The sequence below is a fragment of the Bacillus alveayuensis genome (assembly GCA_030812955.1).
Lineage (GTDB): Bacteria > Bacillota > Bacilli > Bacillales > Aeribacillaceae > Bacillus_CB > Bacillus_CB alveayuensis.
Map to the genome: position 1 here is coordinate 94114 of JAUSTR010000003.1, position 23939 is coordinate 118052.

General features: G+C 35.5%; 20 protein-coding genes and 2 pseudogenes. 8 read left to right on the forward strand and 14 right to left on the reverse strand.

Features of this window, described 5'->3' with window-relative positions:
* Positions 1–74 precede the first annotated feature (74 nt).
* Together J2S06_RS06355 and cbpB are read right to left on the reverse strand one after the other, a co-directional pair.
* A complete protein-coding gene (locus J2S06_RS06355; protein ID WP_419151789.1) occupies positions 75–1574 on the reverse strand; it encodes an MDR family MFS transporter in 1500 nt (499 codons plus the stop codon).
* Between the two features lie 161 nt (positions 1575–1735).
* Positions 1736–2179 carry a cyclic-di-AMP-binding protein CbpB gene (gene cbpB / locus J2S06_RS06360; protein WP_044895655.1) on the reverse strand — a complete coding sequence of 148 codons (444 nt, stop codon included), beginning with the start codon at positions 2177–2179 and terminating at the stop codon, positions 1736–1738.
* A gap of 639 nt (positions 2180–2818) precedes the next feature.
* On the opposite strand from cbpB, the gene J2S06_RS06365 reads away from it, so the two are divergent.
* On the forward strand, positions 2819–3775 hold the full coding sequence (locus J2S06_RS06365) for an MBL fold metallo-hydrolase (protein ID WP_419151712.1): 957 nt from the start codon (positions 2819–2821) through the stop codon (positions 3773–3775).
* A 137-nt stretch (positions 3776–3912) separates the two neighbouring features.
* On the opposite strand, the gene J2S06_RS06370 is transcribed toward J2S06_RS06365, so the two are convergent.
* Positions 3913–4662: a DUF3993 domain-containing protein gene (locus tag J2S06_RS06370; RefSeq protein WP_419151713.1), complete on the reverse strand. Its 750-nt coding sequence runs from the start codon at positions 4660–4662 to the stop codon at positions 3913–3915.
* A gap of 137 nt (positions 4663–4799) precedes the next feature.
* Here J2S06_RS06370 and J2S06_RS06375 point away from each other — a divergent pair, with 137 nt between their 5' ends.
* Positions 4800–5009 (forward strand): hypothetical protein, encoded by a 210-nt coding sequence (locus J2S06_RS06375; protein WP_419151714.1) that lies wholly within the window; start codon positions 4800–4802, stop codon positions 5007–5009.
* Positions 5010–5196: 187 nt separating this feature from the next.
* Here the strand turns inward: J2S06_RS06375 and J2S06_RS06380 are convergent, their stop codons facing one another.
* Together J2S06_RS06380 and J2S06_RS06385 are read right to left on the reverse strand one after the other, a co-directional pair.
* Complete coding sequence (locus tag J2S06_RS06380) at positions 5197–5433, reverse strand: hypothetical protein (RefSeq protein ID WP_419151715.1); 237 nt, start codon at positions 5431–5433, stop codon at positions 5197–5199.
* Between the two features lie 57 nt (positions 5434–5490).
* The gene (locus tag J2S06_RS06385; RefSeq protein WP_419151716.1) at positions 5491–6708 is read right to left on the reverse strand and encodes an EAL domain-containing protein; all 1218 of its coding nucleotides are present in this window, start codon (positions 6706–6708) and stop codon (positions 5491–5493) included.
* A gap of 332 nt (positions 6709–7040) precedes the next feature.
* Here J2S06_RS06385 and J2S06_RS06390 point away from each other — a divergent pair, with 332 nt between their 5' ends.
* Positions 7041–7898 carry a metallophosphoesterase gene (locus J2S06_RS06390; RefSeq protein WP_419151717.1) on the forward strand — a complete coding sequence of 286 codons (858 nt, stop codon included), beginning with the start codon at positions 7041–7043 and terminating at the stop codon, positions 7896–7898.
* Positions 7899–8019: 121 nt separating this feature from the next.
* Here J2S06_RS06390 and J2S06_RS06395 read toward each other — a convergent pair whose 3' ends face one another.
* Both J2S06_RS06395 and ppx read right to left on the reverse strand, forming a co-directional pair.
* Positions 8020–10137, reverse strand: coding sequence for an RNA degradosome polyphosphate kinase (locus J2S06_RS06395; protein ID WP_419151718.1), 2118 nt, complete (start codon positions 10135–10137; stop codon positions 8020–8022).
* Positions 10138–10215: 78 nt separating this feature from the next.
* The gene (gene ppx, locus J2S06_RS06400) at positions 10216–11790 is read right to left on the reverse strand and encodes an exopolyphosphatase (RefSeq protein ID WP_044895647.1); all 1575 of its coding nucleotides are present in this window, start codon (positions 11788–11790) and stop codon (positions 10216–10218) included.
* 64 nt (positions 11791–11854) lie between these two features.
* On the opposite strand from ppx, the gene J2S06_RS06405 reads away from it, so the two are divergent.
* The 3 genes from J2S06_RS06405 (at position 11855) to J2S06_RS06415 (ending at position 14383) form a co-directional block, all read left to right on the forward strand.
* Positions 11855–12349 (forward strand): L,D-transpeptidase family protein, encoded by a 495-nt coding sequence (locus J2S06_RS06405; RefSeq protein ID WP_419151719.1) that lies wholly within the window; start codon positions 11855–11857, stop codon positions 12347–12349.
* Between the two features lie 82 nt (positions 12350–12431).
* Positions 12432–13709, forward strand: a complete 1278-nt coding sequence (locus J2S06_RS06410; RefSeq protein ID WP_419151720.1) for an MFS transporter — start codon at positions 12432–12434, stop codon at positions 13707–13709.
* 200 nt (positions 13710–13909) lie between these two features.
* A complete protein-coding gene (locus tag J2S06_RS06415; RefSeq protein ID WP_419151721.1) occupies positions 13910–14383 on the forward strand; it encodes a YkyB family protein in 474 nt (157 codons plus the stop codon).
* A gap of 277 nt (positions 14384–14660) precedes the next feature.
* Here J2S06_RS06415 and J2S06_RS06420 read toward each other — a convergent pair whose 3' ends face one another.
* Positions 14661–15572 (reverse strand): chemotaxis protein, encoded by a 912-nt coding sequence (locus J2S06_RS06420; RefSeq protein ID WP_419151722.1) that lies wholly within the window; start codon positions 15570–15572, stop codon positions 14661–14663.
* Between the two features lie 196 nt (positions 15573–15768).
* Here J2S06_RS06420 and J2S06_RS06425 point away from each other — a divergent pair, with 196 nt between their 5' ends.
* Complete coding sequence (locus J2S06_RS06425; RefSeq protein ID WP_419151723.1) at positions 15769–17046, forward strand: NCS2 family permease; 1278 nt, start codon at positions 15769–15771, stop codon at positions 17044–17046.
* A gap of 241 nt (positions 17047–17287) precedes the next feature.
* Here the strand turns inward: J2S06_RS06425 and J2S06_RS06430 are convergent, their stop codons facing one another.
* Positions 17288–17689: a CorA family divalent cation transporter gene (locus tag J2S06_RS06430; protein ID WP_419151724.1), complete on the reverse strand. Its 402-nt coding sequence runs from the start codon at positions 17687–17689 to the stop codon at positions 17288–17290.
* Between the two features lie 138 nt (positions 17690–17827).
* Between J2S06_RS06430 and J2S06_RS06435 the strand changes: the two genes are divergently transcribed.
* Positions 17828–18988, forward strand: a complete 1161-nt coding sequence (locus tag J2S06_RS06435) for an aminotransferase A (RefSeq protein ID WP_044895638.1) — start codon at positions 17828–17830, stop codon at positions 18986–18988.
* 62 nt (positions 18989–19050) lie between these two features.
* Here the strand turns inward: J2S06_RS06435 and J2S06_RS06440 are convergent, their stop codons facing one another.
* From J2S06_RS06440 to J2S06_RS06460, 5 genes and pseudogenes are all read right to left on the reverse strand, one after another.
* Complete coding sequence (locus J2S06_RS06440) at positions 19051–20895, reverse strand: PAS domain S-box protein (protein ID WP_419151790.1); 1845 nt, start codon at positions 20893–20895, stop codon at positions 19051–19053.
* Between the two features lie 600 nt (positions 20896–21495).
* Positions 21496–21774, reverse strand: a pseudogene (locus J2S06_RS06445) (2-phosphosulfolactate phosphatase); the annotation flags it as partial.
* 64 nt (positions 21775–21838) lie between these two features.
* Positions 21839–22030: a hypothetical protein gene (locus tag J2S06_RS06450; protein ID WP_419151725.1), complete on the reverse strand. Its 192-nt coding sequence runs from the start codon at positions 22028–22030 to the stop codon at positions 21839–21841.
* A 49-nt stretch (positions 22031–22079) separates the two neighbouring features.
* Entirely contained in the window at positions 22080–22853 is a 774-nt protein-coding gene (locus tag J2S06_RS06455; RefSeq protein WP_419151726.1) for an SDR family oxidoreductase, read from the reverse strand.
* Between the two features lie 41 nt (positions 22854–22894).
* Positions 22895–23873 (reverse strand): annotated as a pseudogene (locus J2S06_RS06460) (acyl-CoA dehydrogenase family protein); the annotation flags it as partial.
* Positions 23874–23939 lie beyond the last annotated feature (66 nt).

A 23939-nucleotide genomic window follows, 5' to 3' on the forward strand; every position in this document is an offset into this window, starting at 1 on the left:
ATATTATAGGCTTATATTTTTCAACATTCATTATAAAGTTTCCATCAAGCGCTTTTGGGGATCAATTCATCATTTTATTCTCGTTTTTCCCGCGGTAAAAACAAAATCAACATAAAGCTAACAACTGCAAAAGCTAGCACAAAAATATAAACGTGATGTAAAGCAATGTTTAATCCTTCTTGCAATACTTCCCTTGCTTGATGGGATAAAGAATCATTTCCATGTGGATTCAGCAGTGAATGGGCAGCATTCAAGCTAGCCTCCACATCATTACCTTGTTTTTGTAAATAATTTTTTAAACTGCTGTTTAATACACCTCCTAGTAAAGCAGCTCCAACCGTACTTCCTAAATTTCTCATAAACATGTTTGTAGCAGTAGCGATGCCACGCTCACTCCATTGAACTGCTGATTGAATTAAGACAATAAAGGAAGTTGTGGAAAAGCCCATTCCTACACCGATTAAAAAAGAACCGAACATGGCCATCAATGGGCCATCATCACTAGATAAAAAGAAAAATACAACTCCTCCGAACATTAAAAATAGGCCGCCTATTACGGATGTCTTACGAAAGCCAATTGATAATATAAGCCTGCCAGCAATCGTTGAGGAAATCGGCCAGCCGATGGACATAGTAGTCAGCGTAAAGCCAGCTACCATCGGCGACTTTTCCATAACGCCTTGTACAAATGCTGGGAGAAAAGAGGAAATACCCATCAATATAATTCCGGTTGTAAAAGATGTTGCGTTAGCTATGAAGATTGACCGGTCTTTCCAAATCGTAAATGGCATCATCGGGTTTATGGCACGCTGCTCTTGAACAATAAAGAGAATAAGAAACAAAACCGATACAGATAAAAGGAAGACTGTCGTTAAGGATGTCCAAGCCCAAGCTACACCACCCTCGACTAAAACAATCATAAGAGAGCTAACGGTCAAAAACAGAAAGAGTGCACCTAAATAATCAATTTCCACTTTTTTCTTTTCAATCTTCTCATGTAGAAAAAATACAAGGCTAACAATTGCCAATAATCCTAAAGGAATATTCATCCAGAAGACGAAGCGCCAGCTAATATATTCGACTAATACTCCCCCTAATACTGGACCAATAATGGCGGAAATCCCCCATACACTAGATAAATATCCTTGAATTTTAGCGCGTTCTTCTTTTGTATAAATATCTCCGATAATGGTTGAAGCGATCGGCATGACAGCGCCTGCACCAAGACCTTGAACAAACCGATAAATAATGAGCATATCCATTGATTGTGCTAAACCACATAAAATGGAACCAATTAAAAATATTATAATTCCAATAATTAAAATTGGCTTTCTCCCAAAAATATCTGAAAGCTTTCCGTAGATTAAAACCGTTACAGCATTCATAAGTAAATACGAAGAAAAAATCCAACTATATTTTGAAAATCCACCGATTTCAGATACGATAGCAGGCATTGCTGTGGCAACAATCGTCGCTTCTACTGCAGCCATAAACATAGCAAGCATCACCGCAGCTAGAACGAATGGACGGTTCGTTCTTTTTTTCATAAGCCATTCATTCTCTTTTGAAGACATTACATTTCCCAAGTTTTAACCTCCTTTTTCATGTCAATACGATTTTTATGTAAATGAAAAACGCCCGAGAAGGCGCATCAAAAAATCGATATATTTCACATTTTTTCTATTTGTTCATCAACGTATGTCGTTTAGTAGAATGTGGATCGACTCGTTTGATTTTATTTATTCATTTTTCGTAAATGTTGATGTAAATGTTTTAAAATCACACGACGGGTAAAAATCCCTTCTAATACACCGTCATCATCTGTTACGCATACGAATGAATGATTAATCACAAGCTTCAAAGCTTTCATCACTTGGTCGGTTTTTAAAAGTCTAGGAATATCTTTATTCATCACTTCTTCTACTTTCATTCCTTCAAGCCTTTCAAATTCAATGCGTTCTAATCCTAATATCGAATCCATGATTAAATTTGTGCTGATTAATCCGTGTAAACGAAAAAACGGATCTAAAACCGGTATAGCTGTATATCCCGTTTTCGTTAAAACTAATAAAGCGTGTTCTAAATTATTGCCAATTTGCACATGAGCTACTTTATCTGCCGGAATAATGATATCCATAATGGATGTTTCTAAAAATTTTTCCGAATGAATACTAAACATGGTTCTTCTACCTCTCAATGTTTAAAATCAAATTATTTAAACGTTTATTTTTAGAACATAATGGACTACATTAATGATAACATATATCCAAAAATTTGATGATATCGAAACGAAATATCTTTATGTGAAATAAAGTATGTAATAACAACAATGAGAGTTCTAAAAAGTAAAGGCTCTTTTCTAAAAGATTGTTGCTTTACACAAGTGTTGATTATCCATTATTTTACTTAAACATACAGAATCGTATGGCTGAACACATGCTTTTCTGCCACATCCCTCGAACAAGAACGCAAGCGGGCAAATGAATTTGCCTGCAAAGCGTTCATTGTTCGAGAAGGGCATGCGTATTGCATGCCCAGTCGGCAAGTGATTCGCTTGCCGACTCCGGCAGAAAAGCTAGAAATAGAGCCATCTCAACTGGTTATTATCGGTTAATCAACACGCCTGGTTGCTTTACAATCTTAGCTTTTCAACTGTCTAGGAAAGCGACACGCTTCCTATGTCACACTTTAGTGTGAAGTGAACCGAACAAAAGGCGATGGTCGGACAATCTTATCCACTTTTTACCTGCTTTTACCCATTTTTTATTTTACAAAAAAGTTCGAAAAGTCGTACAATAAAAGCTGGGGAGGGATTATGATGACGGATGTATATCAATTATCAAATCGGTTGTATATCATCGACACGTATGATTTAAAGCGAAAGGGACGCACAGCTTCTTATGTACTAAAAGAGGATGAGTTAACGATTATAGAAACTTCAGCTAGTCCATCTGTACCACATCTATTAAATGGGTTAAGCGAGCTTGGGCTATCGCCTGATGACATTAAAAATATTATCGTTACCCATATCCATCTCGACCATGCTGGCGGGGCAGGGCTGTTATTAAAGCATTGTCCAAATGCAAAAGTAATTGTTCACCCTAAAGGAGCTAAGCATTTAGCTGATCCTTCACGGCTCATTAAAGGAGCAAAAGCCGTCTACGGGGAAAAATTTGAACAGCTTTTTGATCCGATTCTACCCATTCCAGAGGATCGAATGGTGATCAAACATCACGGAGAAACGTTAAAATTAAGCGACTCTTGTACATTAACCTTTTATGACACTCCTGGACATTCAAGACACCACTTCAGTATATACGATTCCAAAAGTAAGGGAATTTTTTCGGGTGATACATTAGGTATTTATTATAATGAGCTGAAGAAGGAGAAAATTGATTTCATTTTACCTTCTACATCACCAAACCAATTTGACCCTGATGAAATGCTGCAATCAACCTCTTTTATTGAAAACCTAGACGTAAAAGAAATTTATTTTAGCCATTTTGGAGTATGTCACGATCCAGAAACGGTATATTCGTCTATTCGCAAGTGGATGCCAATCTTTTTGCAGGCTGGAGAAGCTGGTTTTCAGTCTATAACAAATAATGACTTCAATGCAGCGGTTCAAGCTGTCGAAAAGGAGCTTAAAAATCGAATTTCTACATATTTGACAAATATCGGTGTTCCAGAAAACCATAAAGTGTATGAAATTTTATCAGTTGATTGTCAAGTTTGTGCAATGGGGTTAGTCGATTATTTGACAAAAAAGAAATAAAAAATTAGTAAAAAATTCAAAAATATAGTTAAAACCTCGGCATCGATCATAAGCCGAGGTTTTACTAACAAAGGGGGAGCGGGGGTATTGATTTAGCGAGATTACACTTATAATGATAATGATTATCAATTTCATTGTCAATAATAATTTTGCGAAAAAATATACGATTTTACTGTCCAATAAGTTGGGAGAAAAGGAATCAATGGAATTTTCAATTTTTCCTCCGTTTGCATGTATCTCCCATCATAGTTCTTTTCATTTTGAACAGAATTTACTGATTGGTTCGCCATTTTTCGTTCATTGTTCTTTTGGATAGTTTGTCTTTCATGCATGTTTTGTCCCTTTTCGTTTTGAAGCGGTAGTTGTCCTTCCAGATTATTCAGTTCGTCGTGTGGAATATGCGGTTGTTGTTCCGAAAATTGAATTTGATGTATTTTCCATTTTCCATCTTCTTTTTTAAAATAAACAGCTTCGTAGTGATCTTCATAAGAGACAGGACCTTCGGATGATTTTGGGAAAAATTGATAGATTAATCGAGTTGTTTCATTCAATTGAAAAGTAAATGGTTTGTTATAATCAAAAAATGGAACTACATTATTATTAGGGGCATCTGTTGCATATACGAAGTAGCCGCTCTTTCCTTTCTCGACGTTTTCATGGATGAAGGATTGACGGAAGGTGTAAGTAAAATAAGGTGTTAATATATACATTATCTCAGATAGAGACCTTTCTTTTTCGGTAAGTGAAACTTGGGCTGCAAATGCATCTTGTAAAAACCAAATCGTTTCTTCTTTCATCAATTCCTTCTCTTCAATTGCAGCTACATTTAGCGGGACTTGTCCAAACAAAATCGCCACAATGATCATAGCAAATAAACTCGTTCGCACTGGATCACCTCCTTAATTTAACTTTCTTATGTTTATTGTACCGTTGTGGTCATGGTTATGACGGAAAACAATTCGTAAAATCCTAGCAAATTTCAACATGCATGAAATGTTCATGTCGAATTTTTCGTAGAGGAAAAATGAATGCAGCGACCCTTTTAGAAGAAAAAGCAGCTATTTTACGAACAGTATTGATTGAGACTTACATACGTTTGAATGTACAAAAAAGAGGCTGTGATAAAGTGTTAAAACCTCCTACTATTTATAGTGAAATGGGTCAAACACTTATGAGACAGCCTCATTTGGACTTTAAATATGCGATGATCACGACCTTTTATCAGGCGTGTTGATTAACCAATAAAAACCAGTTGAGATGGCTCTATTTCTAGCTTTTCTGCCGGAGTCGGCAAGCGAATCGCTTGCCGACTCCGGCAGAAAAGCATGTGTTCAGCCATACGATTCTGTATCTTTAAGTCAAATAATGGATAATCAATACTAGTGACCTTTTATATTATTTTACATGAGGCGAAATAAAGTTTACCATTCAGTAAGATAAACATAAATTAAGTAAAACAACAAAATTCCTATAAAAATCATATAGGCCAGAAAAATTGGATTACGTAAATATGGCCGTTCATCCACTTTTTCATTGATTTTTGTATCATACTTACTTTGTCTTGCGTCAACTAGCTTGCCTGTCCATATCGTATAAACGAGTCCGATCACTAATATGATTAAAGCAATAATCCCTAAAATAAAATTCATATACTGCATCTATATAACCACCTTTTTTCTATAGCGTTTGAAAAAAGGTGGTGATCTATACATTTGTTATAGTAAACCATCCTGCTCAAATAAATAAGAATAAGGCAAGTCAATAAACAAGTAATGGCGTTCATTCAGTGGGTACGAAAATGTTCGTATCGTTTCCCCTGTTTCAATATCACTATATAAGTCGCTAAAAAACCCTTTTTTATTGACACGCATTCTCATAATATTCTCCAAAAAATAAGGGCGCCAGCTCCAATTTTTCATATAATACTCGGGCTGGAACACCCAGCCATTTTCTTTTTTAAAAATATTACCTGATTGCTGAAACCCATTTTCATCACAAACATAAATGCGAAAGCTGCAGTGTGACAAATCTTCAGCTAAAAGAGTAATGAATTCATTATAATCCTTCGTCGACTTTTTATATTTATTGATCAGGTGTTGAATTAATGTGTGAAACTCCTCTGACTTTTCATATAAAATTTCAAGCTTTTTCTTTTCATAATAGATAAAATGTTGAAACTCATCTTTTAATCGTTCTTTTAAAAAATCCCTGTCAATAAATGTACGTGATGGGTGGTGTAAATAAAAGCCTTGATAATACCTTCCCCCATTTTTCCAAGCATGCTTAAGCTGAAAGTTTGCTTCAATGTCTTCATATAAAAGAGTTGCGCCAATTTTTCGAGCAAGTAAAGAAATGGAATATAAAACGTCCAAATAGGTTTGACTTGGGGTTGCTTTTTTCAACGGCTGTAAATCAATTTTTAAAATATTTGGTGATAATAGTCCAATTCGATCTAAATTGCTGCTTTCCTTGCCAATATTATCAACAGCTATTTTAATTCCATATGTTCGATAGTAAGTAAGTAGATGTTTCAACTGTTCAATATCGCCTGTAAAGTTATGCTCTGTGATTTCAATGACGACTCGTTCTAAATCGAGCTCTTTTTCTTTTTCATTTAGTAATATATTTAATAAGCTTTCACCATTATCAATCATTAGTAAATTAGGATCACGATTTATAAATATGAGAATATCTTCATCGAGTTGTTTTATTTCTTTTATAGCTTTTTTTACTATATAATCATCGACTTCGATGCGATATTCTTCTGGAACGGACTCATCTTGAAAAAAAGATCCTAAGCTGTTCCATTCCCCTTTGAATTTTATTCTTCCAAGCACCTCATAGCCAATCACTTTTTGTTCATCAGCACTAAATATAGCTTGATAAAATGGTTCTACTCGTTCTAAATTTGTTAAAATGTCTAATGGATCCATGAATATCCCCTCACAATTATAACTACCTTACTGTTTAATTATACCATATTTTCATAGCATTACTTGAAAGAAACCTACCCTTTAATCCTTATAAATTGCCTCTTTTCTAAAAGATTGTTGCATTACTATACGATAACTTATCGACTGTCAGGCAAGCGGTACGCTTGCTATGTCACGCTATAGCGTAAGTCGAAAAACAATAAATTTACGAAAACAACGTATAAATATTTTATCACTAATTATCTGTATTTTCTTACTATTTTTATTACCACAAAGTTTTTTGATCAATGTTATAATATAAAAATAAGTCACGGCAGGAATGGTTGAGATCAATGAAAGGTATTTCACGACGACACTTTTTAAAAGGCTTTTTAGGCATACTTTTGACGAGTATAGGAGGTACGGTTGGAGGCTATAGCTATGCTAAATACATTGAGCCTAGACGGCTTGCGATTTCGAAACAGACGGTCGAACATGAACAAATACCAGCGAGTTTTCATGAAGTGACAATCGTTCAATTTAGCGATACACATTTAAGTGATTTTTTTACAATTGAACAGTTTAAAAATGTGATTGATACGATTAATTCATTAAAGCCACATATGATCGTTTTTACGGGAGACTTAATTGATGAACCTAATCGCTATTCACACATAAACGAAATCATCCCTTTATTAAAAAAATTGAACGCACCATTAGGCAAATTCGCAATATATGGAAACCACGATCATGGTGGATACGGAACGAATATTTACCGAAACATTCTCGAACTGTCTAATTTTCATTTGTTAAGGAATGAGACGAAAAAAATCACCTTAATGGATGGCAGCTATATTTATATTGCTGGTATCGATGATTTAATGCTTGGAAGGCCTAATTGGAATGGAACATTACAAAACATGGAAGAAAATGCTTTTTCCATTTTACTCGTACATGAACCAGATGCCGTCAATCGTACACAACAATTTTCAATAAATCTTCAGCTCTCTGGTCATTCACATGGTGGCCAAATTAAGCTTCCATTCATCGGTGCACTTTACACACCACCCTATGCAGAACAATATTATGAAGGTCTTTATCAAGTTGGGAAGACAACTCTTTATGTTAATAGAGGATTAGGGACCACAAGGGTGCCTTACCGTTTTTTATCCGTTCCAGAAATAACGTTATTTACTTTAAAATCGAAATAAATACGAACTAGCCCCTTCACAAATACCGTAAAGGGGCTGGCCATTTATTCGTTCTTTTAAAGTTTCTCCTTCTTCCGGACATAATTTTCGCTTTCTTCCCTTCATTTATGAAGCTTCATCATTACTCTTCATCATCACGAACCTTGTAGGCCATATTAAATAAAATAAGCTGTGAATCAATTTCCGGCTCATTTGCTGCACGTTGTACGTAGTGATAATCCCCGCGTTCATCCTGCTCGCGTGCTTTAACATTATCAGCTAGTAAAATATCAAGAATGTCATTCAGTCTCTTTTTTAATTGTCCATCATAGATTGGAAATAATATTTCCACACGTCTTTCCATATTGCGAGTCATCATATCAGCTGAGGAAAGAAATATTTTTTTCTCCCCATTATGATTGAATAAATAGATGCGGCTATGCTCTAGGAATCGACCGACAATACTTCGAACGGCAATATTTTCGCTTACTCCTTTAATACCAGGACGTAAACAGCAAATACCGCGAACGATTAAGTCAATTTTGACGCCTGCACATGATGCTTCATATAATTTCATCATTAATTCTTTATCTGTCAACGAATTCATTTTAGCAATAATCCGACCATTTCCGTATTGTTTTTGAAATTGAATTTCTTGGTTAATGAGCTCGATGAATTTACTTCGAATATCAAATGGAGATACTGAGAGATGATGAAAGGTCGGCTTTTCGGTATATCCGCTTAAGTAGTTAAAAAAGTTCGTTGCATCAATAGCAAATTTCTGTTTGGAAGTGATGAGTCCGATATCTGTATAGATCTTTGCTGTTTGATCGTTGTAGTTTCCTGTTCCTAAATGGACAAAACGCTCAATTTTACCATTTTTTCGCCGGACAACAAGTGTAATTTTACTATGTGTTTTCAAATAAGTCATTCCATAAATGACGTGACAGCCCGCTTTCTCTAACTCCTTTGCCCACTGTACGTTGTTTTCTTCATCAAACCGCGCTTTTAATTCAACTAATACCGTTACTTGCTTCCCGTTTTCAGCCGCTCGCTTTAACGCTTCAATAATCGGTGAATCCCCGCTGACTCTGTATAAGGTTTGTTTGATTGCTAGTACATCCGGGTCATCGGCCGCATCTGACACAAAATCGACAACAGGTTCAAATGATTCATATGGATGGTGCAACAAAATATCTCTTTCTTTTGCCACCTCAAATAGGTCTTCATCTGAACCAATATCCTTCGGAGGCTGTGGTATTAACGTTTCGTAAACTAAATGTTCATGAGTCGGTTTTAATATTTTATAAAAAGAAAATAAAAACGTTAAATCAAGCGGACCGTCAATTTCGTAAACATCCTTTTCATGAATTTCTAGCTCTTGTAATAAATACTTTAAAATCCGATGATCTCGTCCGAACTTTTTAATTTCTAAACGTACAGCCGCTCCCCACTTTCGTTTCTTTAATTCCTTTTCAATTTCCTTTAATAAATCTCTTGCTCCTTCTTCATGAATCGTTAAATCCGCATTTCGTGTAATCCGAAACTCCGTAACTGATACAACTTTATAACCGAGAAATAGCTTGTAAATAAAATGACTAATGACATCCTCTAGCATGATAAAGTTCCGATTTCCCTGTTCCCCTTCTACCTCGATCAAGCGATCTAAAACGGCTGGGACTTGGACGATGGCTGTTTTAATGCGATTTTCATCCGTTTCGCAGCTGTCTTCAAGCAAAATGGCGAGGTTTAAGCTTTTGTTTAGAAGCATTGGAAACGGGCGATATGCATCGACTGCCATTGGTGTTAAGACAGGGAAAATATGCTCATCAAAATATTTTTCTAGCTGAAGTAGTTGCTTGTTTGTTAAATCTTGAATGGTTAAAAAGAAAATGTTCTCCTGCTCCAATTGTGGAACAATTTTATGATTAAAAATGTGATATTGATGTTCGACTAATTGATGGTTTTTTTTCGCTATTTGCGACAATTGCTCTTTCGGTGTTAAGCCTGCTTTATTTTCCGGCTTGTTAAAACCTGCTTTCACTTGATCTTTTAATCCAGCAACACGGACCATAAAAAATTCATCGAGATTGGAGCTGAAAATGGCTAAAAATTTCATCCGTTCAAGCAACGGATTACGTTCATCCTCTGCCTCCTCTAACACTCGTTTATTAAAAGCAAGCCAGCTTAGTTCGCGATTATTGTAGTACTTTGGATTGCTTAAATCCCTTTCTCTATTTTTATTTTCTGTCATCGTCATCATTTTCACCTTCTTGCATCATCACTTAATCGTTCTAATTAAAAATTAGCATAAAAAGAAAGCCTATGAAAGGCTCCTTTATATTAGCTGCATCATTTTTGTGTTTATTGGCAAAAAATGCAACTTCACTTCTCGTTTTAACACTTTTATTAAGTGCTTTTTTTGTTTTTCAACTTGATACTGTTCCGGCTGCCAATTTTGATTACAGTAAATATTCACGTGGATCGTTCCCTTTTCATCTACTTTTACATGAATGTTTTCGACAATATCCCGTTTCGTTGCATTCAAATGATAGGCAAACTTGATTAAAGCCCCTAAAAAACGAAGCTTCCGCTGCTCCTCCTTTGAAAACCATTGCTGAAAAGGTTCTACATATTGTTTAAATAAAGAGGAATTTTTAAATGATGCAATCAAGGCAAGCTCTACTTGTTCTTTATGAAACATCCCGTCAATCGTGCGATTAGCTAACAAATAAAACGTATGCTGACTACTCGATTCAGGGTCAATATATTGACCTAGGTTATAAAAAAGGGCTCCAGTTCGAAGCAATTGAACATCAACGTCTGTCCATTCTCCAATTTGTTGGTCCTTCAATTGTCGAAACAACATATATACAATGTTCGTTACTTGAAACGCATGTTTTAAATCGACTTCATAATCAATCGCCAACTGCTGAAAGCTTTCTTCCACAACATTCGTAAAAATCGGTGACCCAATATCTTTCAATAATTCTTCATAAAAAATGCCATCTCTTAAACCTTTTCTACTTAATATAAATGCTGTCGCTTCAACAGTTTCATATAACTGTAAAAACACTTCAATAGCGGGGATGATAATATCTGCTCGGTCTTTTGAAAGACCTTCAACTTGCTTTAGCTTATCAAAAGAAAGAGAGGTCAAATAATTTTTTACATTTACAATATCTTTTAAATCCATTTGATATTGATGAAGGTTTTTCAATGGATACTGTTTGCGTGCTTGATCCATTTGTACTAAATTGCGCGCACTACCTCCAATAGCGATAATCGGTAGTTTCTTTCCTTTTAACCATGGGAGCTTAGCAAACTGTTTTTGTAAAAACTGCTTAAGTGCTTTTAATTCCGTTTCTGTTGGTGTATTCCCTTTTACAAATTGTTTTTTTAAAGAAAGAACACCGAAAGGAAAACTGTGGAAATGTTTCAAATTCCGGTTTTGAAAGTAAGTAATTTCTGTGCTTCCCCCACCGATATCAATCGTAAATCCATCATGGATGGATGTTGAATTCACGACTGCCAAAAAACCGTAATAAGCTTCCTCGTATTCGGATAGGATGCGAATTTGAAAGTCTGTTTCTTTTTGCACAATTTGAATGATTTCTTTTTGGTTAATCGCTTGACGAATCGTCGCTGTCGCTACACATTTAACGTTTCGTAATTGATGAAAACGGGTTACCTCTTGAAACGATTTTAATGTATCGATAAGAACATTTATTCCATCCTCACTTAATTCCCCATTTTCGAGCAAAAAGTTGCGAAGTCTCGCCACTGCCTTTACATTTTCAATTTCTTTTAACCTACCGCTTTTATCTTGTTGATAAATAACTAAACGTATTGTATTTGAACCAATATCCACAATTCCGTATTTACCTTTCAAAGCTTCAACACCCTTAAACATAAATTTTCTAACAGAACGTATTCATCAACAAATCATACACTGAAATGGAAAGGAGAAATGGCTAATGATACATCTTGTTAAAAGTGGAGAAACATTTGCAGAAATAGCGATGAATTATCGCCTAAGTTTACAGTCATTATTGCAAGCGAATCCAACTATTCGTCCTGATCAGATTAAACCTGGACAGCCAGTCTATATTCCAGGCCTGCCAAATCCTCAATCCATCCCATACAAAGTTGACGTATCCATACAAGAGAGAAAATTGCGTTTATATAAACATAACATACTCATCAAAACATATCCAATTGCAGTTGGAGCGATTTTGTCCCAAACCCCAGTTGGCCAATACGTTATTGTCAATCGTGCCCCAAATCCAGGTGGACCTTTTGGAGCGATGTGGCTAAGCTTATCCAAACTTCATTATGGAATACATGGAACGAATAATCCGTCTTCGATCGGAAAAGCCGTTTCAAAGGGCTGTATTCGCATGTTTAATCAAGATGTTTTAGAGCTTTCCTCTATGGTTCCTAATGGAACAGAAGTTTTCATTCATCCTTAACACAATCGATCGAATCTATGATATATTGTAAGAGGTTTAAAGTATTTTCACGAAAATTCATACGTTTAAGGGGCATTTTATAATGGACATCTTTCAAAACCGCAATTTTGTTAAGCTTTTTTTTGCTGCACTTTCTTCACAAATGGGGACAACCATTGGAAATATGGCCTTTGCTTTTTATTTGCTCGATCATTTTAGTGAGCAGCCTTATTATGCAACATTGGCCGAACTGATGTATTCATTGCCAACGATTTTTGTCTTTTTTCTTGTTGGAGTTGTAGCAGATCGACTCGATCGAAAAAAAGTTGCTGAAAATTGTGATTGGATTCGTGCCATATTAACCATTTTCTTTTTTTTCGCCTTGTTCACAAATTCTTTACCGCTTATGTTTCTTATTTTATTTTTGCGAAGCGCTGTGACAAAGTTCTTTTTCCCCGCTGAAACGAGTTTAGTACAAGGGATTTTGCGAAAAGATCAATTTGCCACAGCAGCTGGGCTTAACCAAATGCTATTTAGTATGTTTATGGTCTTTGGAGTAGGATTAGGTGCTCTAACGTATAACTGGATTGGCATCCATGGTGCGATATTCATTGATGCGGTCAGTTTTATCATATCAGCATTACTCATTCGTGCATGTAACATTCCCCAAGCAGCACGACTACCAAATGGCCGTCCAAAGTGGAAAGATTTAAACATGAAATCAACACTCACTGATTTTAAAGTAGGGATTCAATATATCATTCGCAACCGGCTGCTTTCATTGATTATTTTTGGATTTTTCGTGTTCGGCTTTATTCAAGGCAGCTTCGCTGTTTTACCAATCTTTACAATGAAATATGAATTAGCTCCCGCTCATTATGAAGCTTATGCATCCTATTTTGCAATTAGTTTAGGTGTCGGACTTTTATTCGGAAGTGTCATTTCAACCTGGTTGGCCAACAAAATGAATTCATATGTTCTATTTATTTTTCCAATTTTAATGACAAGTATTTTAGTGCTTTTATTAGGGTTAACAAGTAATGCTTGGACCTTTTTCATTTTATCTTTTTTTATCGGAATGTGTATCGGCCCTGTTAATGTTGTCATCGGTGATTGGATGCCAAAAATTGTTCAGCCGAATTTTATGGGACGTGTAAGCGGCTGGATTGATCCAATTATGATGTTTTCTCAATCATTAACTCTTGGTTGCATTACTGTATTATTTCCGAAGGTCGTTTCAAATGTGGATCTGATTTATTATGGGATAGCTGCGGTTATTTTAGCTGTTTTTATTTTTTATGCGGTACTACTACCGAAAAAAGAGGCAGAGGTGTACACTTTTTCTACGCAAAAGAACAAAGAAGTATATAAAGCGAATTAACCTAAAACTTATTTTATGAAACGGTACAAGCTCTTCATAAACTGGATCTTTTTTAACAAACGATTTATTTTTTGCTGCGAACTTATACTAACTTAACATACGACAAATAAAAAGGATGTGTAATTTGGTTGCATTTTCTATTTATGAAAGTATAATTTACTTAAGAAACTATTAAAGATATTATTAAAAGGAGAATAAATATGGACGATAGCAACCAATGTCATTCAAATGACGCAGCAGTTGATAAAATTGCCCGAGCCATTTATATTGTCAATCGCCACGCTAAAACGGCACCTAATCCGAAATTTCTTTATTCATTAAAAAAGAAAGCGCTGGAAAAACTATTGTCTGAAGGCAAAGCGAAGAAAATAGGACTTCATTATTCGAACAACCCTAAATATAGTCAGCAGCAGTCTGACGTTCTCGTATATGCGGGACAATACTTTTTTCATATGCCCCCTACAAAAGAAGACTTCCAAAACCTTCCACATTTAGGTTCCTTAAATGAAACGTATCGAAATCCGAAAGTGAAAATGTCTTTATCAAAAGCAAAAGCAATTTTACAGCAATATGTTGGGTATCATGAACCGAATCACATGAAAAAAAGGAAGCATCGAAATAAACGTACATATCAAAAACCGGTTTTTAAACGTCTAGGTGAACGTTATTTTTAGTCAAGAAGCAGCTTTTTTTCATTCAAATCATTCAAACGAAATACTTTCTCGTCGATAAGTGGTGGATAAGTCATGTAGAAGTGTTCTAGTCCAAACTTTCGCAGCTGTTCAATTAAAAATAGTTCCGTAGCTCGATAAGCACACTTTGAACGGATTTTAAGATATTGATATTGTCAAATCATTCCTATATAAACAGTTTGAAAAAGATTCTATATATTTAAGCTTTGTCAATAAAAAATGGACTTGAAGCATTTTGTAAATGCTTCAAGTCCATTTTTTATTCTGTATCAAATAATAATTCATCTATTTTTTCAACGAGAATGTGAATTTCCGGTTTACTAACTTGGGCATCTACCCCTACCTGTTGTCCTTTATGCTTTAAATCATCTGTAATTAAGGATGAGAAAACGATAACTGGTATACTTTCCCATTCTGGAGTTTCTTTTATTCGTTTTGTTAAATGGAGTCCGTCCATCTGTGGCATTTCAATATCTGTAATAATTAAATCAACTTCTTCTGCTGCTTCCTTTCCTTGGTCTTTAAGTCCATTCAAATAATCAATCACCTCTTGGCCATTCTCAAAGAATTCGATTTGTTTAAACCCAGCTTCTGTTAAAGTTTCTCGAAGTAAACGTCTTAATAATGGGGAATCTTCGGCCGCAATGAGTTTTTTATCAGAACGTGCATCTTTCACATCATGTTTTAGTTTTTCCTTTTGAATGGCTGATTCTGGATGAATGTCAATGACAATTCGTTCAAAGTCAAGAAGTAAAATCATTTCATCATGCATTTTCACAACACCGGTAATTTGTGTTTCCATTCCTTGATACATGTCAGAAGGCTTTTCAATTTGCGACCATGACACACGGTGAATTTGCGTAACAGCATGAACGCGAAAAACGACTTTCAGTTTATTAAACTCTGTAACAATGAGCTTATCTTTTTCTGTTCTTTCCATTTCATCATAACCAAGAGCGCGAGCGACATTGACGACAGGCAAAACTTCACCTCGCAGTTCAATTATGCCTTCAACAAAAGGATGAGCATGAGGCACTTTTGTTACGGGTAATGGTTGAATGATCTCCTTTACTTTCATAACATTTATTCCAAACTTGTTATTCCCAACAATAAATTCCACAATTTCTAATTCGTTTGTACCGCTCTCAAGTAAAATATCGTTTCGAACCATTTTCCTCTTCCTTCCCTCACCATTCTTCTTTTATTATATCGGATTTTTGTCGACTCTTTTTAATAGTTAAAAAACTTTATCATGGATCCAATTATTTTTTTGCAAGTAGATGTCAGACTTGTTATAATGCTTTTTGTGATTCATTTTTTGAATTCACGGGTTGGGTGGAGGGTAATTCAACAAGGAAGGACGAATCGTGAAAAAGTGGTTTCAACTTGAAGAAAGACAGACGACTATTCAGAAAGAATTACTTGCTGGGACTGTAGCATTTTTTACGGTCGTCTACATTGTAGCTGTCAATGCATCCATTTTAGCTGATGCAGGAATACCGATTGAAGCAGGTATTTTAGCAACGGTGTTTAGTGCTGTTATCGGTTGCTTACTTATGGCATTCATGGCCAATACGCCTATAATCGTTGTACCTGGAATGGGTGTAAATGCTTTATTTTCGTATACGATTTGCGAATCAATGGGACTTACTTGGCAGGAAGGCTTAGCTGTTGTATTTGTTTCAGGTATCCTCTTTATTGTCATTTCATTTACGAGATTAGCTAAGATCATTTCAAATGCCATACCTAATTCTCTTAAGCACGCTATAACTGCTGGGATCGGTATTTTCTTAACGTTTATTGGGCTGCAAAAGGGTGGAATTGTTGTAGCGAATGAAGTCACTTTTGTTTCATTAGGTCATTTAACAGAAGCACACGTGATGGCAACAATGCTTACGTTGCTTATGACCGCCCTTTTATTTGCAAAAAAGGTGCCAGGAAACTTTCTATTGAGCATCATATTTGGGGTGATCATTGCAAGCTTTTTTGGACTTATTGAATGGAAAGAGTCACAAACGAGCTTATCATGGTCAGAATATGCACATGTGTTGATGGCTTTATCATTTGAACGCATCACACATATCATCTTTTGGACCGCCACCTTTTCGTTAACGATGGTGATTGTTTTTGAAAATATCGGACTTATTCAAGGTCATACTGAGTTGATTAACCAAAATGAAAGTTATCAAAAGTCACTTCAAGCTAATGCAATTTCCGCTCTTACTTGCGGCCTATTAGGATCTAGCCCGACAGTTGCAACGGCGGAAACAGCTGCTGCTATCTCTTCAGGTGGAAGAACGGGATTAACGGCAATGACAACCGCCATGTTGTTTATTGTTTCATTGCCTTTATTACCATATATAAAACTTATTCCAGATAGTGCGATTTCTCCAATTTTGATCGTCATTGGCGCTTTAATGATGCAAAGTATACAGCATATCAATTTAAAAGATTTTTCAGAAAGCTTCCCAGCCTTTTTGATCATCGCTCTCATCCCACTAACCTATAGTATTGTTGATGGGATGGCCTTTGGGTTTATCGCATACCCGATCTTAAAATTGTTCATGAAGCGTGGGAAAGAAATTGCGTTACCGTTATATATAATCGCATTTTTATTTCTCATCAACTTTATTTTTCATTCATAATCGTCTGAGGCTGTCAGTTTGACAGCCTCTCAGACTGTTGACAAACGCTATACTTTGTTACTTCGCCCTCTTCAAAGACTTGATCAATGTTACCCTTCATTTATTTGTCTATTTTTTCTATTTTTATCGATGGAAGAATCGCTTGATACGCCATCTCTACCGCCGTTTTTGCTGTGTCTCCCAAATAATCATTCCACAGTTCTTCGCTCATCTAAGTAACATCCTTAAAAAGCTACCTCTTTCACCTTTGAATCGGACCTTCTTGAAAGGTCGGGTCTTTTATAACGCGATGCCAAATAATATTTAAATCGCGAATCGCTTGTTTATGATAGGTAACAATAAAATGTTTATTAATAAATATATCCAATTCTTCTGGTTCAAGTGTTTGTTGATGAATAGCATGTAGAACAACAAACATATATGTATCATAAAAATCTAATTTTGGTCTATGCACATTTTCCATACAATCCTCAATGGATAATGGATGAAAATGGAAAAAACGGTGCAAAACTTTCGTTTCTTCTTCAGTAGGTTTATGAAAATCAACCCAGTACCAAGCCATGTTTGGATTTTTTAATTCTTGCAGCGAAATATCATATTTTACAGAGCCATCCTGAAAAATTGCACATGTGCGTATCATCATGACCACACTTTCTACACTTTATTATTTATTTTTCTTTTTCCCTAATTTTTCTCCTTTCAAACGAAAATGATCGTCATTGAGGAAATAACAGTGATAAAATAAAAGCATTAGAAAAAATGAGAGATAAGGTGATCACAGGTGGAGCATTTAATCAATCAAAACGTACGCAACATTACGATTTCAGGAATTCGACAATTCTTTCATTTAGTCCAGCAATTTGATGACATCATTTCGCTGACAATTGGACAGCCAGATTTCCCGACTCCAGACCATGTGAAAGAGTCTGCGAAAAAAGGGATTGATGAAGATTTTACAACATATACTCATAATGCTGGATTTTTTGAATTAAGGGAAGCAGCTTGTCAATTTGTACATAAAAAATATCAATTAGAGTATGATCCACATGATGAAGTAATTGTCACAATTGGGGCTAGTCAAGCAATTGATATTACGTTGAGAACGATTTTAGAGCCAGGAGTTGAGGTCCTTCTACCTGGTCCAGTTTATCCAGGCTATGAACCGATAATTCGACTCTGTGGAGGACAACCCGTTCACATTGATACGACGAATAATGGGTTTAAATTGACAGCTTCTTTAATCGAACGACACTTAACAAATAAAACACGCTGTATTATTTTACCTTATCCTTCAAATCCAACTGGAGTTTCTCTTACTGAGGATGAGTTGAAGGAAATTGCCAATTTGATTCGAGGAAAAAACATTTTTATATTATCTGATGAAATTTATAGTGAATTGACGTATTCGCAAAAGCATACATCGATCGGTCAATTTTTAAGAGAACAAACCATTGTCATTAATGGACTTTCTAAATCCCACAGCATGACAGGTTGGCGAATCGGATTTCTTTTCGCTCCAAAAACGTTAGCCAAACATATTTTAAAAGTGCATCAGTATAATGTTTCCTGCGCATCATCCATTTCACAAAAAGCAGCTTATGAAGCGTTAACAGCTGGGGAAAATGATGCTGAAAAGATGGCCGTTGAGTATAAAAAAAGATTACATTACGTTTATGACCGATTGCATCATTTAGGAATACAAGTTATCAAACCAGATGGGGCTTTTTATTTATTTCCGTCTATTCACCAATTCCAGCAATCGTCATTTGATTTTGCCCTAGAATTAGCGAGAGAGGCTCGCGTTGCAGTAGTACCAGGAAGCGCCTTCTCTCCTTATGGGGAAGGGTTTATTCGTCTATCATATGCTTATTCATTTGAACAATTGGAGGAAGCTTTAAATCGATTGGAAACGTATATTAGCAAAAAACGAAAGCTCATTTGAAACCACTAGTTAAAAACATTTAATCACGCATTCCTTCATAACGGTGAGGGAAACCTCACCGTTTAACTTGATTTTTTTTCTTCCTTTTCCTCATTCATTTCGAATGGAAGTTTGATCGTAAAAATCGTTCCTTTTTCTTTTTCACTTTTTACCTCAATCGTACCTTGGTGGTTTTCGATAATTTTATAAGTAATCATGAGACCTAAACCTGTTCCTTTTTCTTTCGTTGTGACAAACGGTTGACCTATTTTTTTCAAAATCTCTTCTGGAATTCCTTCGCCATTATCTTCTATGATGATCGTTACACCATCTGATTCTGTTTTCGTTGTAATGGAGATGACTCCACCTTTTGGCATCGCTTCAATCGCATTTTTAATTAAATTAATAAATACTTGTTTTAATTGATTTTGATCACAATACACATGCTCACATTCACTGTATAAATGTTTTTCAATCAAGACATTATTTAAATGTGCTTCTGTTTCTAATAGTAAAATGACTTCTGTTAAGGCATTATGAATATTTTCTTTCTTAAACATAGATTGTTGTGGTTTTGCTAACATTAATAGTTCACTTAAAATAATTTCCATTCGATTCAATTCAGAAAAAACAATCTCTAAATATTGACTGTTTTCATTTTTTTCAGACTTCATTAATTGTAAAAACCCTTTTATGGCCGTTAATGGATTTCGAATTTCGTGAGCAATACCAGCTGCTAACTGCCCTACTAATGAGAGCTTTTCTGATTGCAGCATCATCTCTTCTGTTTTTTTTCTTTCAGTTAAATCACGTAAAATAATTTGTACAGCTGGATCGTCAAAATATGTTGTTGGAATGCACACCATCTCCGTAAAAACTATTTGTTTTGTACTAGAAATCCAGTTTTGTCTTGTGACGACCACTTCTGTTTGTCCGTTCATAACTTGATTCAATTTCTCTTTCACTTTTTGATGGTATTCATGGTTTAAAAAAGAATAAATATTTTTTCCGATTACATCTGTATAATCAGATGCTCCAAATAGCTTTATTCCGGATTCATTCATAAAAACCCATTTATCCTTATGGATGACTGCAATCGTATCTATTGAGTTTTGGATGAGTCGTTGATATCTTTCACGGCTTTTTTGTAAATAAGTATGGAACTTCTTTTGCGAAGAAAGATCATTTAAAATGACAAGCTCAGCATTTCTCCCTTTATATGTAACGAAAGATGTACGAATTTCTACATCAATTATTTCTCCATCCAATCTTTTCCACGCTTGTTCACTAAATCCGACAGTCAAACCGTTATGTAATTGATGAATTCTCTTTTTAAACATAACGTGATGTTGGGGATGAACAAATTGAAAAATATTTTTTTCATGAACATCTTCGAGACTTTTTGCCCCTAATAAATTCAAACATGCGACATTAGCATATTGAATAAATCCCTCAACTAAGATCAATAGAGGACAAGGCATATGTTCAACCAATTGCGCTGCATCATTAAGATCTTTACAACTCTCAATTGACAAAGGGCTGGATGTTGTATTCCATGTTTCCGTATTTAGCAATGAAGCTTCCGATTGATGAGAATGAAATTTTACTACGACTTCTCTTTCATTTTCTTTTAAACTGTTATGAATAAAATCAATTTTCACTTCGAGCCATGTATATGAGCCATTTTTATGTCGAAAACGAAACGTACATGGATAAATTAAATGATCATTGTAAAAATAACTTTCCAATAAAAATAAATCATCAGTATGTATAAAATCTTGCAATTTATTTCCAATTAATTCCTCTTGTCTATATCCTAAATATTCTACACAATTGGAAGATATATAACGGATGCAACCTTCCGAAGAAAGTACAGAATATAGTTCAACCGTGTCATTAATCATTTCTATAATAATATTTTGGTTCATCAAGTTAAATCCCTCCCCTTCTTTTAAAGCAAAGGAATAACACTCCCCAAATATCCAAATATTATTTTAGTAGAATTTTTAAAATCTAACAAAAACATTCTGTTAGTTTAGGTCCATTGGATGATAAAATTTTCCGTCAATTCACATATGTAAAAGTGATATAATCCTATTGATGTGAAAATATGTTAACGATTCCCTCCCTTCCAACAAGTTACTACTAAAAGTAGACATCCCGTTCAAATCTGATTCATCCCTCACTTTCATTATGTTTTCATCATGGAAAATATTCATCATTTAATTTTCATGAACATTACATACTTATTTCCGTTCGCTCTTTCCATTTAAAATTCCTGCTCATTTGCACCTTATGGATGATTTAGCTAATTATTTTTGGCTGTTTTCGAAAACTTTGCTGCTTTTTGACTCACGCTATAGCGTGACATAGAAAGCGATGCGCTTTCCTGAAAGTCGAAAAGCTATAGTATAGTATAGCAACAATCTTTTAGAAAAGACCCTTATTTTTCAAATGAAAAAGTAACAGTCAAAATGAAAAAACTAACTGCTACTTTGCAAGGCTCCTTTTCTTTGTCAAAACATCCTCTATACGGAGTAATTTTTCGTCTGTAATTCATTTTCATAGCCGTACTGTATCATCATTTTTCCAACAGCTGAACTCTTTAAAACTTCCAAGCTTTGTTGTTCATAAAATTGATAAACGGCTTTCGCAGCAATGGCTGCATCCGTTAACTCAAATGAATGGATCGCTTGCAAGCAAGTAATCAAATGACCTGCACCATAAGCATCCTCTAAAGCAAAACGATTGGAAGAACCCGCACAAACGAGAATGATTGTTTGTTCAGGAAAATATTTGACGATCGTTTCGGCAACTGCCTAATTGTTAAATAAAGATGCCGCAAGTACCGTTTCCGCTTTAACACACTTCTTAATGGCCACGGTGCCGTTCGTCCTCCCATTCTCCTATTTTTAAAGAATTGGTTAAATTCGATGCACCAGTTGCAAATTGTTCCGCCATTAGTGGATCATTTAGTAAATGATCAATGTGGTTGCGTAAAAAATACTCAAGTTTTACAACATCTAATTCTTCCCCTTTCCGCATCGGAATGGTTTGAGTCATCTTACTCCTTCTCTAAATTCTTCTATTCTATCATTTATATTTTTGAAAACTACATGGCATGAGTCCCGCCATCAACTATGAGAACTTCCCCTGTCATAAAGTCGGAAGCTTTAGAAGCTAAAAAGACAGCAACCCCTTTTAAATCACGTTCGCTACCAAACCGTTTTAACGGCGTCTTATTTAAAAAATGATTTTTCCCTCTTTCAATCAGAACGTTTGACATTTTCGTTGGAAAAAATCCTGGAGCAATCGCATTGACATGAATGTTATATGGCCCCCATTTCACGGCTAAATCTCTTGTGAAACTAATCACGGCACCTTTACTAGTATTGTAGCCAATCGTGTCCATGTATGCTGGATCAGATCCTTTTAATCCTGCAACAGATGAAATATTAATAATTTTCCCTTGTTTTCTTTTAACCATATGCTTTCCGACTTCTTGCGTCATGAGAAAAACACCTGTTACATTTACATTCAAGACTTTATTCCACGCTTCGATCGGCATTTCTAATACAGGCGCTCCCCATGTTGCACCACTATTGTTAATAAGAATATCAATTTTCCCGAACGTATCAAGCGTTTCATGGACTACATGCTTTACATCATCTGGATTCGTTACATCACATTTTAACGCTAGGGATTGAACCCCAAGCTCTCGAATTTTTTCCGATACTGCTAGGCAATTTTCCACACGGCGGGAGCAAACAACAACATTCGCCCCAGCTTCAGCAAGGCCAATAGACATTTGTTCTCCTAATCCTCTCCCTCCACCTGTCACAATCGCGGTTTTTCCTGTTAAATCAAATAAATCTTTTACATTCATTTTCATTATCCTTTCTATTGAACATTTTCTACTTGCGGTTTATCTTGATATTTACGCAGTTCAAGCTTTGCAATTTGGGCACGATGAACTTCAATTCGCGAATTGGCGATCCATTCTTGAATAATCCCTTGCTCAGCTAAAGATTTCCCGAATGTGAACCGGTTATGAACGCGCTTACACGTTTCTTCAAGTGCTCGCTCTGCTAATCCAATCAGGTCCTAATCTTCCTTGAGCAATCGCAAATCCCTTTCCTTCAGCCCAAATGATATTGCCTGCTGGGACACGTACATTGTTGAACGTAATTTCCGCATGTCCATGAGGGGCATGATTATAGCCAAAAACAGGAAGCATCCGTTCCACTTTAACTCCTGGTGTATCTAAGGGGACGATAATCATAGACTGTTGTTCATGACGAGGAGCTGACGGATCAGTTTTCCCCATAACAATGGCAAATTGACAGCGAGGGTCACCCGCACCTGATGACCACCATTTTCTTCCGTTAATTACATATTCATCTCCATCGCGGATCATTCTAGCTTGAATGTAAGTAGCATCTGATGAAGCAACATTTGGCTCAGTCTTCAAAAAACAGGAACGAATTTTCCCTTCTAATAATGGGATTAACCATTTTTGCTTTTGTTTTTCTGATCCATAACGGACTAATACTTCCATATTTCCTCTGTCAGGAGCACTGCAATGAAAAATTTCTGGGGCAATAAGTGACCTTCCCATGATTTCACAAAGTGGAGAATATTCGAGGTTTGTTAGTCCAGCGCCATATTCACGATCTGGTAAAAATAAATTCCATAATCCTTTTGCTTTTCCTTTAACTCTTTAATAATCGGTGGAACTTATTTGTCGGAAACTGTCCATTATAGTTTAGCAGTTACACTATCCATCTAGATGATGGTTCATTTAATTGATTTTCATATGTTTTTTCATTTGGATACACATATTCTTCCATAAACTCGATTAATTCTTTTTTCAATTTTTTATTTTTTCAGAATATGAAAAGTTCAATAATTCTCCTCCTTATATACCAGTTGGTATGTTACCATCTTTATCTTATTAAAAAATGAGTCTTTT

What these genes read in the sequence shown, in the direction of transcription:
- J2S06_RS06355 (WP_419151789.1), bottom strand. Translation starts at nt 1,574, where the DNA reads ATGTCTTCAAAAGAGAATGAATGGCTTATGAAAAAAAGAACGAACCGT.
- cbpB (WP_044895655.1), bottom strand. Translation starts at nt 2,179, where the DNA reads ATGTTTAGTATTCATTCGGAAAAATTTTTAGAAACATCCATTATGGAT.
- J2S06_RS06365 (WP_419151712.1), top strand. Translation starts at nt 2,819, where the DNA reads ATGACGGATGTATATCAATTATCAAATCGGTTGTATATCATCGACACG.
- J2S06_RS06375 (WP_419151714.1), top strand. Translation starts at nt 4,800, where the DNA reads ATGAATGCAGCGACCCTTTTAGAAGAAAAAGCAGCTATTTTACGAACA.
- J2S06_RS06380 (WP_419151715.1), bottom strand. Translation starts at nt 5,433, where the DNA reads ATGCAGTATATGAATTTTATTTTAGGGATTATTGCTTTAATCATATTA.
- J2S06_RS06385 (WP_419151716.1), bottom strand. Translation starts at nt 6,708, where the DNA reads ATGGATCCATTAGACATTTTAACAAATTTAGAACGAGTAGAACCATTT.
- J2S06_RS06390 (WP_419151717.1), top strand. Translation starts at nt 7,041, where the DNA reads ATGAAAGGTATTTCACGACGACACTTTTTAAAAGGCTTTTTAGGCATA.
- J2S06_RS06395 (WP_419151718.1), bottom strand. Translation starts at nt 10,137, where the DNA reads ATGACGATGACAGAAAATAAAAATAGAGAAAGGGATTTAAGCAATCCA.
- ppx (WP_044895647.1), bottom strand. Translation starts at nt 11,790, where the DNA reads ATGTTTAAGGGTGTTGAAGCTTTGAAAGGTAAATACGGAATTGTGGAT.
- J2S06_RS06405 (WP_419151719.1), top strand. Translation starts at nt 11,855, where the DNA reads ATGATACATCTTGTTAAAAGTGGAGAAACATTTGCAGAAATAGCGATG.
- J2S06_RS06410 (WP_419151720.1), top strand. Translation starts at nt 12,432, where the DNA reads ATGGACATCTTTCAAAACCGCAATTTTGTTAAGCTTTTTTTTGCTGCA.
- J2S06_RS06415 (WP_419151721.1), top strand. Translation starts at nt 13,910, where the DNA reads ATGGACGATAGCAACCAATGTCATTCAAATGACGCAGCAGTTGATAAA.
- J2S06_RS06420 (WP_419151722.1), bottom strand. Translation starts at nt 15,572, where the DNA reads ATGGTTCGAAACGATATTTTACTTGAGAGCGGTACAAACGAATTAGAA.
- J2S06_RS06430 (WP_419151724.1), bottom strand. Translation starts at nt 17,689, where the DNA reads ATGATGATACGCACATGTGCAATTTTTCAGGATGGCTCTGTAAAATAT.
- J2S06_RS06440 (WP_419151790.1), bottom strand. Translation starts at nt 20,895, where the DNA reads ATGAACCAAAATATTATTATAGAAATGATTAATGACACGGTTGAACTA.
- J2S06_RS06450 (WP_419151725.1), bottom strand. Translation starts at nt 22,030, where the DNA reads ATGACTCAAACCATTCCGATGCGGAAAGGGGAAGAATTAGATGTTGTA.
- J2S06_RS06455 (WP_419151726.1), bottom strand. Translation starts at nt 22,853, where the DNA reads ATGAATGTAAAAGATTTATTTGATTTAACAGGAAAAACCGCGATTGTG.